The sequence below is a fragment of the Allokutzneria sp. A3M-2-11 16 genome, from assembly GCF_024213555.1.
Classification (GTDB): domain Bacteria; phylum Actinomycetota; class Actinomycetes; order Mycobacteriales; family Pseudonocardiaceae; genus Allokutzneria.
On record NZ_JANAVO010000011.1, the window covers coordinates 78,812 to 90,515 of the forward strand.

General features: G+C 69.4%; 12 protein-coding genes. All 12 read right to left on the reverse strand.

All coding sequences use genetic code 11. The features are described from left to right. Position 1 precedes the first annotated feature (1 nt). From NLX83_RS33450 to NLX83_RS33505, 12 genes are read right to left on the reverse strand one after another with little or no spacing between them, the layout of a single operon-like run. Positions 2-652, reverse strand: a complete 651-nt coding sequence (locus NLX83_RS33450; protein WP_254239249.1) for a hypothetical protein — start codon at positions 650-652, stop codon at positions 2-4. Next, positions 649-1,254 carry a hypothetical protein gene (locus NLX83_RS33455; protein ID WP_254239250.1) on the reverse strand — a complete coding sequence of 202 codons (606 nt, stop codon included), beginning with the start codon at positions 1,252-1,254 and terminating at the stop codon, positions 649-651. The genes NLX83_RS33450 and NLX83_RS33455 overlap by 4 nt, the downstream gene beginning before the upstream one ends. Next, positions 1,254-2,240: a hypothetical protein gene (locus NLX83_RS33460; RefSeq protein WP_254239251.1), complete on the reverse strand. Its 987-nt coding sequence runs from the start codon at positions 2,238-2,240 to the stop codon at positions 1,254-1,256. The genes NLX83_RS33455 and NLX83_RS33460 overlap by 1 nt, the downstream gene beginning before the upstream one ends. 11 nt (positions 2,241-2,251) lie before the next feature. Further along, a complete protein-coding gene (locus NLX83_RS33465) occupies positions 2,252-3,715 on the reverse strand; it encodes an eCIS core domain-containing protein (RefSeq protein WP_254239252.1) in 1,464 nt (487 codons plus the stop codon). After that, a complete protein-coding gene (locus NLX83_RS33470) occupies positions 3,705-3,944 on the reverse strand; it encodes a hypothetical protein (protein ID WP_254239253.1) in 240 nt (79 codons plus the stop codon). Before NLX83_RS33470 ends, NLX83_RS33465 begins: the two co-directional genes overlap by 11 nt. Then, positions 3,941-5,968, reverse strand: coding sequence for an ATP-binding protein (locus NLX83_RS33475; protein WP_254239254.1), 2,028 nt, complete (start codon positions 5,966-5,968; stop codon positions 3,941-3,943). The genes NLX83_RS33470 and NLX83_RS33475 overlap by 4 nt, the downstream gene beginning before the upstream one ends. Then, a complete protein-coding gene (locus NLX83_RS33480; RefSeq protein ID WP_254239255.1) occupies positions 5,968-7,173 on the reverse strand; it encodes a DUF4255 domain-containing protein in 1,206 nt (401 codons plus the stop codon). Before NLX83_RS33480 ends, NLX83_RS33475 begins: the two co-directional genes overlap by 1 nt. Beyond that, positions 7,170-7,955: a hypothetical protein gene (locus tag NLX83_RS33485; protein ID WP_254239256.1), complete on the reverse strand. Its 786-nt coding sequence runs from the start codon at positions 7,953-7,955 to the stop codon at positions 7,170-7,172. The genes NLX83_RS33480 and NLX83_RS33485 overlap by 4 nt, the downstream gene beginning before the upstream one ends. After that, the gene (locus NLX83_RS33490) at positions 7,952-8,662 is read right to left on the reverse strand and encodes a hypothetical protein (RefSeq protein WP_254239257.1); all 711 of its coding nucleotides are present in this window, start codon (positions 8,660-8,662) and stop codon (positions 7,952-7,954) included. Before NLX83_RS33490 ends, NLX83_RS33485 begins: the two co-directional genes overlap by 4 nt. Next, the gene (locus NLX83_RS33495) at positions 8,659-9,192 is read right to left on the reverse strand and encodes a phage tail protein (protein ID WP_254239258.1); all 534 of its coding nucleotides are present in this window, start codon (positions 9,190-9,192) and stop codon (positions 8,659-8,661) included. Before NLX83_RS33495 ends, NLX83_RS33490 begins: the two co-directional genes overlap by 4 nt. A gap of 13 nt (positions 9,193-9,205) precedes the next feature. After that, complete coding sequence (locus NLX83_RS33500; protein ID WP_254239259.1) at positions 9,206-10,855, reverse strand: phage tail sheath family protein; 1,650 nt, start codon at positions 10,853-10,855, stop codon at positions 9,206-9,208. A gap of 7 nt (positions 10,856-10,862) precedes the next feature. Next, complete coding sequence (locus NLX83_RS33505; protein WP_254239260.1) at positions 10,863-11,603, reverse strand: peptidoglycan recognition protein family protein; 741 nt, start codon at positions 11,601-11,603, stop codon at positions 10,863-10,865. Positions 11,604-11,704: the final 101 nt, after the last annotated feature.

Here is an 11,704-nt window from a genome sequence, read left to right on the forward strand (position 1 = left end):
CTCAGCCTCCGGCCAGCTGGTCCAGTGCGGCGGCCTCGGCGCCCCCGCCGGTGAAGTGCAGGGCGGCCAGGTCCTGTCGCGCCTGGAGGTTCTTCTTGAACAGCAACCCCGCGGGGTGGGAGAAGCCGACGTCGTCCACCGTCAGCACCCGTGCGCCGATGGACACCTTGGCGCGGATCGGGTTCAGCTCGATGTCGAAGGCTTCCTCGGTGACGCTGAACTCGGTGATCCGCACCGGGATCACGCGGTTTCTGCCCAGCACCAACAGGGTCAGCGGCCCCTCGATCGGCTCGATCTCCAGCACGCCCTCGCCCGCCCGGTCGTTCTCCCGGTTCAGCTGCGCCAGCGTCGGCGAGAAGCACGCCTCCAGCGCGGCCAGCGCCGGGTGCAGCCCGTGCCGCTCCACCTCGGGTCGCTCCAGCTGGTCGGCGGCGTCCATCTCCGCGTCGAACTTGTAGTTCTCCTGCGGCGGTCCCTTGAGCCGCAACGCCTCCAGCCGGTCGCCCGGCTCGTCCGGGGGCACCTGCGGCTTCATCGTCCTGGTGAGCGTGTCCGGGTTGTACTGGAACACGATCACCCGCCGCGGCCCGCCCGGGTAGGACAGCACGAAGCCGCCGCGCACCACCTTCGGCGAAATCCCTTGAACGCTCACGGAAATCTCCCACTCACCACAGCGGTGCCGCCATCGGGCTTGTACTGGTCCTTGCCGTGCTCCGCTTCCGGAGCGGCGCCGTCGGGCTCCTCGGCCTCCGGCTGGACGGTCCCGGTCGGTGCCAGGGTCTCCAGCTTCAGGTCCGGGTCGAACCCGAACACCTTCTCGAAGGCCCGGTCGAGAACCGAGGTGTACCGGCTGAGGACGTCGTCCAGGCCGACCTCTCCCAGCAGCCGGAACAGATCCGACCACTGGAAGGGCCGCGTCGGATCGACTTCCTCGCCGCGCCTTGGCTGTTCCGGGTCTCTCCGGTCGAGCGCACCACGGCGCTTCTGCACCATCGGCAGGGCTCGCACGGTCGCCGAACGCAGCAGGACGGCGTAGTGGCGCAGCTCGAAGATCTGGAACTGGGTCAGCTTCGAATCCTTGCGGCCCACCTGAGCTTCCAGTGTTGACGCGAGCTGCTGTCTGTCCTGTTGGGACAGTGCGGACAACGGAAGGCTCAGCGGGGTGATGCCGAATGGCGGCACCGCGTTCGGCGGCACGACCAACCTCCGCGTCGGTGCCGCGTCCTGCTTCCGCGTCGGTTCCCGTGACGTCATCAGAAGCTCCCCGTGATCTGGAAGCTGATGCCGATGTCCGAGGGACCGACCGTGCTCCGCGAGTAGTTCGGCAGGAACTGGACCTTGACCTTGTCCGCGCCCGGAACCGGCAGCGACGGGCTGATCGTCTTGATCATCCGCACGACGAACTCGCCGACCTCCGGGTCCTGGATGGAGCCCACGGTGAGCCCACCGGCGAGGCTCCCGGCCACCGCGCCGAGCGCGACCCACTCGCCCGCCTTCATCTTGGTGACCGCTTCGCGCCAGCGTTGTTCGGCGACCTTCGTCAGCAGCTCGATCGCCGTGGCGGCGACGGGAACTTTGCTCCCCGCCTTGAGGACGTCACCCGCGCTACCTGGCCTGGTCGGCTCAGGCTCTTTCCCTCGCGGCAACGGATCGGGGTCTTTCCGCCATTGCGAACCGGGTGTGGGCGCCGGAGCGGACGGCAACGTCGGCTGGGTCCGGACCGGTCCCGCCGACGGCAGCGTGGTGAGCCCGATGTCGGGAACCGGCCGCGGCGGTGCGTCGGGAAGCCCGCTCAGCACCCTGATCTCGACGCGGCCGTCATCCGCTCCGGGCATCGTGTCCACGGTGAGCACGTGCGCCGGGACCTTCGCCGCGATCAGCAGCCGCCGGATCTCGTTGGCGCGCCGCGATCCCAGGTCCACCGAGCCGTGGCCGATGATGCAGAACCGCATGCCGGGCGTCCTGCTCAGCCAACTCGTCAGCTGCATCGCGACGAACTCCGCGTCCTTGCGGTGCATCGCGGTGACCTTCGCCCCGCCCTTGTCAAACCCGTCGAACGACGCGATGTTCAGCCGGAGGTCGCCGCCGAGCGACGGCACCGAGCTGAAGTCGCCCTGCATCGCCGTCGCGCCTGGTCCAGTCATCGTCGGTCCAGCCGTCATCGGTCCGGCCTGCTTCGGCCGCCACGCCGTCGCGGCCGGGCTGGCAGGCACCTTCTTCGCTTCGCGCTCATCCCCCATGACGCACCCCCTCAGTCCCCCGCGGCCTTGATCAAGTCGGCCTTGACCTTGTCCGGAATGTGCGTGCTGAGGTGGAGCGCGTACTCCATCTCCTCGCGGCTCAGCGCTTCGGCGAGCTTGCGCAGCCTCCACGGGCTCTTGTCGAACAACCGCTGCTCGTTGGCCGGGAGCGCCCGGATGAGATCGCCGACCTCGCGTTCCTTCACGTCGAGGTCGTTGAGGAACGCGTCGAGCTGGTGCAGCTTCGGCATGGTGTTGACCCGGCCGAGGGCGGCCCCGCCGGTGTAGTCCGGCCCCACCTGGGGCATCGAGGTCGTCGGATCGGGGGCGGGGGCGCGGTCGGCCCTGAACAGGCGGCGTCTCGTCGGCGGGGCGGAGAAGTGCGCGCCCACCCGCATGCCGTACTTCCACCGGTCCTCGGGTTTCATGATGTCGCCGGTGAAGTTGGGCATCTCCCCGCCGATGACGCTCGGGTGGCCTTCGATCGGGAATCCCTCGATCCTGCCGAGCCCGAAGGTCTTGCCCGCGTTGAGCCGGGCTCCACGGCCCGATGCCAGCTCCCCGAACCCGGTCCTGGCCGCCTCCGGAGCCTCGCTGTACACGCCCTTGATCAGGTTCTGCTCCTCGGCGAGGGTGTGCGCGTCCCATGCGGTCGCCGCGTCGCCCTTGAGCGGGTCCTTCAACTCCCACAGGGCCTTCAGCTTCGGCAGGACGTCGTCGAAGATGACCTGGTTGCCCTGCCGGACCATCGCCTGGATGTCGTTGGTGATCGGGGACACCTTCTCCTTCGCGCCTCCCGTGTCGACCACCTCGGCCGCGCCACTGGCCACCGCGTACGCGGCGAGCGGCCACTTGGTCTCATGGCCCTTCTTGGTGACCTCCTCGAAGAACCAGCGGTAGAAGTCCCGGCGTTCCGCGACCTGGTGGTACTGGTCCCTCCGCACGTTCTCCAGGTTGTGCTTGCAAGCCTTCTTCCACGTGTCCGTCCAGTTGAGACGGTCAGACTCCCGCCAGTCACCGAGCGCGGGTTCCCCAGCGCCTTCCGGCACCTCGCTCCGCTGCACCACCAGCTCACGGGTTCCACCGCCGGACTTCACCATGGGTCCCGTTGCGTCGGCTTCCCGTTCGAAGCGCTCGCTGCCCAGTTTGAGGCCGGGCGCGATCTGTTCTCCACCAACGGTTTCATGCCGCTGCTGAAGCACGTGTGCCAGCTCGTGCCGCAACAGGTCGGACCCGAAGTGGCCGTCGCGGAACAGGATGTGGTCGCCGACCGTCGCCGCCTCGGCACCGAGGTCCACCGCGGCCTGGTGCGCCGCCTGGTCGGTGTGCACCCGCACCTGAGCGAAGTCCCCGCCCAGCCGCGCTTCCATGTGCTGGCGCGCCTCCTCGGGCAGGCGCTCACCGCCCTGGGCGAAGCGGAACGACTGGTCCTCGTTCTGCACCGCACGAGCCATCCGCGTGTGTTCACCGGCCATGTGGGATCACCCCGTACACCGACCGCGCGACGGACCGGCCCAACTCCGCTCCGGAAAGTCCACTGTGGACTTCAGCGGAAGCCTTGCGCACCCGGTGATCCGCCCACGTGGTCCGGTTCCCCAGCAGCCGACCCAGCTCCGCCTGCACGGCTTCCTGGATCGCGCCAATGTGCCGCCGGTCGACGCCTTCGAGCACCAGCTGGTCGATGTGCACCTCGATCCTGGTCATCGCGCATCACCGGTCCAGACGAAATCCCGTTCCTGGAAGGGGATCTCGAGCTTGCGGAACTCGGTCCGCGCGGCCTGGAGCACCAGCGGCATGGTGATCACGCCACCGCCGCCCGCGGCCAGGAACGCCGCGTTGAGCGCGATGTTGCGGACCATGCCGCCGGTGGTCTGGAGCTGGCTGAGCCGGTTGAAGTCCAGGCCGATGCTGGGCGCGTTCGCCGGGAACGCGCGCCGCCACAGCTCGCGCCGCTGCTCCACCCCGGGGAACGGGAAGTCGATGGTGAACCGCAGCCGCCGCAGGAACGCGACGTCCAGTGCGCTGCGCAGGTTCGTGGTGAGGACGGCGAGGCCGTGGTAGGCCTCCATCCGCTGCAACAGGTAGCCGACCTCGATGTTGGCGTAGCGGTCGTGCGCGTCCTTGACCTCGCTGCGCTTGCTGAACAACGACTCCGACTCGTCGAAGAGCAGGATCGAGCCACCGGTCTCGGCCGCGTCGAACAGCCGGCGCAGGTTCTTCTCGGTCTCACCGATGTACTTGCTCACCACGGCGGAGAGGTCGATCCGGTAGAGGTCGAGGTCCAGCTCCGCCGCCAGCACCTCGGCCGCCATGGTCTTGCCGACACCGCTGGGACCGCTGAACAACACGCTCACGCCGAGCCCCCGGACGATCCGCTCGCCGAAGCCCCACTCGTCGTAGACGGTGCCGCGGTTGGCCACCTGCGCGGCGACCTGGCGCAGCACGGTCATTTCCTCTTCTGGCAGCACCAGGTCGTCCCACCCGACCGCGGGTTCCAGCCGCTGCGCCAGCGAGTCCAGCCGCGGCCGGGTCCCGTGCAGGCACGCCCGCCACAACCGGTCCCGCTGCGCGCCTCCGGCGGCGATCTCCGCGATAGCCCCGACATCGAGCGCGAACTGCCCCGCCAGCTCGCTGACCAACTCCGCGGGCGCGCCGCCGCCGAGTTCGCCACGCCACGCCTCGGCGCGTTCCTTTGCCGTGGGCGGCGACACGTCGACGACGACCGTGCGCTTGCCCAGCTCCGGCCAGCTCTCCCGCGCGATGAGCACGTTCGCCCCGCCGATCCGGCTGAGAAACCTTGCCACCGGGGAGAACTTCCCGATCTCCTCGCTGAGCTCGGCGGCGTCGAGGCACAGCGCCAGCGGCAGCATCGCGGCCTCGCGCCGCCACAGCCGGGCCATTTCGTCCAATTCGGACGGTGTGGCGGGCAGCAGCGCCGCTTCCAGCCGGTAGGGCACCAGGCCGACCTCGGCGGCGGCGCGCGCGGCCACCAGGCGCTTGCTCGCCTCGTCCGCGCCGACGAGCTGCACGACAGCGTTGCCGCCGTTGAGCCATTCGTCCCGCAGCAGGGCGACCGCCTCCAGCTGCGACTGCGGCAGAGCCAGTCCCGCCCTTGCCGTCAGCGGCGCGACCAGCGGCTCCAACCGGTCGTCGAGGTAGTTCAACCCCTTGAGGTAGTTGACGATCCGCTCCTGCGCGCGCAGCGTCGCCGTCACCAAGGGCTGGCCCGCGCCCTGCACGATGTCGATCAGCCGCCACCTGCGCAGCCCGCGATGCGGTGCGACCACGTCCCACGCGGGTTCCGGCAGCACGCTCAGCGCGAGCCCGAGCGTCGGGTACGCCATGCCCGAGTTCCCGTGTGCCTGCGCGCACAATCCGCCCAACGCCGGGTCCAGCTCCATGGCCGCGCACAACAACAGCGTGTCCCGCTCGAAGTCCGAGAGCCCGAACAACCGCGCGACCGTGTGCAGCGCCGGCTCCGGCGAGATCGCTGCAGCCTGCGTGCGAGCAGCGGCGGCCTGCTCCACCGCTCGGGGCGAGATCCTCTGTTGTGGTTGCGCCACAACGGGTTGTGGCCTCGATCCCCACCAACGCGAGCGCTGCTCGGGCGGCGGCGGGACCACGGTGCTGACCGTTCGGTTGTCGATCGCCAGCGTCAGCCGCATCCGCAACCAGTTCAGGGACGCGGAGAGGTAGCGGTCGTTGTTCTGGAGCCAGGCGAGGTCCATCAGACGATCACCACCTTCTGGCTCTCGTCGAAGACTGGCGGCACGTCCGGGCGCCTGATGATGATCCGGCTGTCCACGCCGTCCACCCGCAACCGCGTCAGGTAGGACCCGGGCTTCGCATTGGCCATCCTGAAGACCAGCGACCTCGTGGCGTCCGTGATCGGCTCCGCGGTGACGGTGTACGGGCCCACCAACAGGAACGCGCGCTGCCCCGGGTGCACGCTCAGCTTGGTGGAGACCTGGATCGTCGCCACACCTTGGATATCCCGGCTGACCTCGCTCGGCACACCCGCGGTGATCCCCGCGCCCACCGGCAACGGCACCGAGTTCGTCACCCGCTCGCCCTCCGGGGTGTCGAGGTGCACGGCCGCCGACCAGAGCCCACCGCCGAGATCGGGATCATTCGGGAACACGGCACGCACTTCTGTTGCGGTGACAGCGATCTGGTTACCCGTCAGCTCCACCGCCTTCGGCACCACCGGGTGGGTGAGCCGGAGCTTGGCCGGACCGGCGGTCAGGTTCAGCCCGCGCAGCACGAACGGTTCCCCGGCCAGCACGTCGTTGTCGGCGAGGTCGGCCGCGGTGAGCAACGGGAACGGCGGCGCCGCGCTGCCTTCGACGACCGGTCCGCGATCGTCCTTGCCCCGCCGGAGCACCGGCGGCGCCGCCGGGACCCCGCGCCTGCTCTCGATCAGCACGATCCGCACCTCGTAGCCGACGGTGATCCGGTACTGGGTCTGGAAAGCCGACCACAGCTTGGAGATCTCGTCGGTGGAGATGGAGATCGGCGAGATCTTCACCGACTCGACCTCCTTGGCGACGTCGGATTTGACGTTGCCCCCGGCCAGGTCCTCGCCGCTGAACTCGGGGTAGTCGTGCAGCTCCCGCATCGCCGCGCCGAGCAGCTCGTGCGCGGGCAGGTCGTCGCCCTGGTTGATGAACGGGGTGACCAGGTAGCGCAGGACCAGCGGCAGCGGCGGCCTCGGCCGCTCACCCGCCCTGGTGCGCGCGCCCGGGAACGGCTCGTTGCGCCAGTGACCGTCCACAGTGGTCTGGTACAGGAACAGGTTGACCAGTGTGGTGGCCTCGGCCGCGGCCTTGTCCGGCGAGAACGCGCTCGCTCTCGCCCCGAGCTCCCCCACCACCGTCTGGATTCGCCCGAGCAGCAGTTCGGTGACCGCCCTGATCGCCAGGTGGTTGCTCATGACGTGCCCCCTCCCCGGCGGCGGAGGTAGTCCTCCAGGCTCGTGGTGGGCTGCCGCCGTGCCGGTGCCCGGCGTTCGGGCGTCTTCTCGGCGGCCGCCTTGACCTCGACGCGGCCGATGGTGATGTGCACCGTCTGTTCCACTGGCCGCGACCGCCTCGGCGCCACCGGCCGCGGTGCCTCCGCGATCGGCGCCACCGGAGCGACCGGGGTGACTACCGGGATGACTGGCGTGACAGCGGCTTTCTCCTGCTGCACAACGCTTTTCACGACCTCGTGGAGAACCGGCACCGCGATCTCCTTCGGTGGCGTTGTCGCGACGACGATGGGCGCCCGTCGCGACCTCCTGACCGGAGTCGTCGGCAGGACCTCGGCCGCCTTCGGCGCGTGGACGCTTTCCTGTTGTGGTGCAACGTCTTTTCTCACCGCCGCCGGGCTATCCGGCAGGGCAGCCCTGACAGGCGGTGACGCGACCACCGGCTCCGTTTCCGGACGCGGCAACGGAGTCCGGGTTGACACAGGCTCCGGAGCCGGGTGCACCGGTGTCGCCGTGTCCACCGGCCCGGGCGCCAGCTCCGGGACGACCGCCTCGGGCCGGAGGATCACCGGTTCTGCGTCCTTCTGCTGCGGACTTGGCCGATGCTGGTGCTGAACACCAGGTTCCGGCGACGGCTCGGCTACCGGAACCGGGTCGAACAACGAGGGCAGCAGCGGGCGCACGGCCAGCTCGGCGCCGTCACCGAGCAGCCTGCCGACGAAGTCCGGCTGGGGAATCGTGGTCATGTCCGCGCCGCCTCCAGGTAGAACCGCCGCCGGGCCGGACCGACCGAGAGAACTTCACGCTCGGTCCAGCCGTAAGCGGTCGCCAACTCGTGGATCTCGTACAACAGCCGCCGGGCGTGCGTGTCCAGCACCGCCCACAGGTACCCGGCGATGTCGAACGGCGCGCCCCACTCGTGCGCGCACGACGCGCAGCTCATCCCGAGCGACACGTCGGCCTGCGGGTCCAGCTCCGGCAGCGCCGCGGCCACCGCGTCCAACGCCTCCTCCGGCAGCTTCGCCGGAGGCACCGCCCGCTTGCCCTTCCTGGCCGAGCGGACGCACCGCAGCAGCAACGCCCGCCGGTCCCGCACCGCGAGCAGATCCGCGGTGCTGACCGGCCGGACGTCCAGCTCCAGCCCGCCTGAGAGGACCGGACCCGTTGTCCCGGCGGAGACCCGGAGGTCCACAGTGGACACTTCAGTCTCCAGCCGCCCCTGACAGGACGGGCAGGTCACCGAGCAGCGCAGCCGCTCACCGAACCAGGACTCGTGCAGCGAGAGCAGGATCGCGTCCCGCCGCCCGATCGGCAGGTCCGCGGCGGTGCCCGGCTCGGCACCGCCGCCCGCCTCGGCCAGCGCCAGCGCCCTGCCCGCCGCCCCGAGGGAGAAACCCTTCTCCCACAAGGACAGCAGCTCCGCTTCGGAGAACGACGGAGCCACCGCGATCACGACGGATCTTGGAAGCTCGTCTCAGCGGGCGGCCCCTTCGGGCCCTCGTGCACCCAGCCCTCGTTCTCCAGCTTGATGTGCTCGATCAGCACCGCGTTGGCGTTGGCGTCCAGATCGGACAGTGCCTGGTACTCCGACACCCACGCGCGGTGCAGGCTGTAGCTGGAGACCACGCTGCCGCCGTCGTCGAGCACGTCGATCACCAGGTCCCTGCGGAAGGTGGCCAGTGACGTCGCTACCCCGCCGCCCGCCCTGCGGAAGCTCCACACCGAGTTGGCCCAGTTGGCGAACTCCGTGTCGAAGGTGACCCCGCGCTCCAGGGTGACCGCCTCGTACTCGGTGCGCCCCGGCAGTTTGCGGCTGGTGGTCGGGTCACCGCCCGCGCGGTGCTTGACCACCTCCGTCGAGCGCTTCAACCCGGAGATCTTGCTGACCGCCGCGATGTAGTCGCTGCGGTCGGAGTACCGCACGCGGAACCGGAAGTTCTTGTAGGGATCGACCGGGATTCCCTTGGCTGAGACTTGTGGCATCGCCCTACTCCTCTCAGACCTGGATCTGGCCGGCGAGCTGCTGGATGCTGATGACGACGAACTCCGCGGGCTTCAGCGGGGCGAAGCCGACCAGGATGTTCACGATCCCGAGATCGATCTGGTTCTGCGGGTTGTTGTCCTTGTCGCACTTGACGAGGTACGCCTCGTCCGGGTTGGTGCCCTGGAACGCGCCCTGCTGGAACAGGTTGTTCATGAACGCGCCCACGTTGAGCCGGATCGAGGCCCACAGCGGTTCGTCGTTGGGCTCGAACACCACCCACTTCGTGCCGCGGAACAGGCTCTCCTCGATGAACAGCGCCAGCCGCCGCACCGGCAGGTACTTCCACTGGTCGTTGGCGACGTCCGCCCCGGCCATGGTCCGCGCGCCCCACGAGAGGTTCCCGTAGACCGGCAGCTGCCGCAGGCAGTTCACCGCCTTGGGGTTGAGGACCCCGTTCTCCAGGTCGTTCATCTGGACCGACGGCGCGACAACGCTTCCGAGCGAGGCGTCCGTGCCGGCGGGTGCCTTCCACACGCCGCGTTCGACGTCCGTGCGGGCCCACACCCCGGCCATGACACCGGAGTTGAAGGTGTCCACGACCGCGTAGTCCTGCGTCGGATCGGCCATCTTCAGCTGCGGGAAGTAGAGCGCGGCGTTCTTCCGGTTGGCCCGGCTGATCGGGAAGTTGTCGGCCTCCGCCGACGCGGCGGCGATCGAGGCCAGCGGCAGGTCCGGGATGAACATCGCCCGCATCTCGACGCAGAACTTCGCGATCTTGTCGAGCTCGGTGTCGGTCTCGGGGGTGAACGGGAAGTCGGGCGTGGACAGGATGTTGAAGATGTCCGCGTCCCGCAACGCGTTCATACCGGTCTTGGCGATCGAGTCCCCGAGGTAGTCACCCAGCGCGGGCTCCGCGTATTCGCCACCCTTCAGCCTCGCGTGGCACTTGGGGTTCTTCCACACGTCTTTCTCTTGATCAGCGTCGGGCGCTTTGTCAAGGCTCTTGTAGGGAACCTTGCGCGGCGTCGTCGACGGCGGGGGCGTGCCCGGCACCACGAGCTGCGAGCCCGCCAGCACGTTCTTCAGGCTGCGCGCGTCGGTGTCGTCGACGCTGATGTTGAGGAAGCGCTCCTCCTGATCAGCGTCCTCGTCCCGGATCGTGAGGTTGTAGAGCCTCGGGTTCGCCGGATTGCCCCCGTCCAGCTTCTCGATCGTGTTGTGGTCGACCCGGACCTTCAGGTTCCGGCCCCAGTCACCGGGACCGGACGCGTGCAGCACGACCACCACGTTGCCGCCCGGCTCGCCTTCCCCCGTCTGCGGCTCATCCCCCAGCTCGACCTTCGCCGGGTAGGACTTCACCTTGTCCTCCGGCTTGGTGCTGTCCGGGTCGTCCACCTGACCGGCGACCCGGACGATCTCCGCCTCCGCGCCGCCGTTGTTGTAGAAGTGGTAGACCGCCAGGCTCATCTTGTACCTGCGGTCCAGCCCGCCGAAGATCCGCTGGAAGTCGGCGAAGCTGGTGATGTGCACCGGCTTGTCGATCGGACCGCGCAGCGCGGGACCGACGAACGCGGCGACCGAGGTCGGCACACCGGTGATCGTGCGGACCGTGCTCTGCAGTTCCTGGATGTAGACGCCCGGATACGTCGGGTTCACAGGCATGGGCCGATCACCCCTCGCCGTTGCCCGGCGCCGCCAGGGCGGGCGGAGCGGCCTCGGCGATGGCGTCGCTGATGGCCTTCTTCAGGTCGTCGGGGTTGACGCCCTGGGCGGAGCCGACGGCCTCGGCCAGCTTCTCCACGGCGGTGCGCAGTCCCACGAGCTGCTTCTCGGCCTGCCAGGCGCCCATGTTGGCGCCGACCAGCCACACCGCGGCGGAGTGCACGGCGGCGGGGTTGTTCAGCTCGTGCGCCTTGAAGTCCCAGATGCGGTAGATGTCCTGGTCGCTGAGCGGCATGTCGTCCTCCAGGTAAGCGCGAACCGTGTCGCGGAATCCATTGATGTCGCCCGGCCACCCCGCCGGGTCGATCTTGTCGCCCGGCCGCCACTCCTTGTGGGCGATCGCGCGGTCGGCGGGCAGCCCCAGGTGGCGGAGGAGGGCGGCGACGCCGCGCGGGTAGCTCTCCAGCTGCTCCGGGGTCCAGTCCCCCTTGCCGGTGGACTGGGCCTCGACCCCGATCAGGTGGGGATTCCCGTTGTCGGTGGGGATTCCCGGCCACTTGCCCCGACCGGCGTGGCTCGCGAGCCCGGCGCCGATCGTGTACCAGGTGCCGTCGCGGGCCAGGCCGAGGTTGGCCACGGGCGGCGGCTTGGCGGGCAGCTCACCTTGGATCAGGTAGTTGAGCGCCGGGAAGTTGCCCGCGCCCGAGCCTCCGGTGTGGTGCAGCAGCACGCCGCGGACGTCGCTCATACCTCTGCGATTTCCCCGGCTCTGCCAGCCGTCCACTTCTACGACCCGAAGTCCCGCATCGCGCAGGACGTCGGCCATCCATGTCAGATAAGGCATTCAGA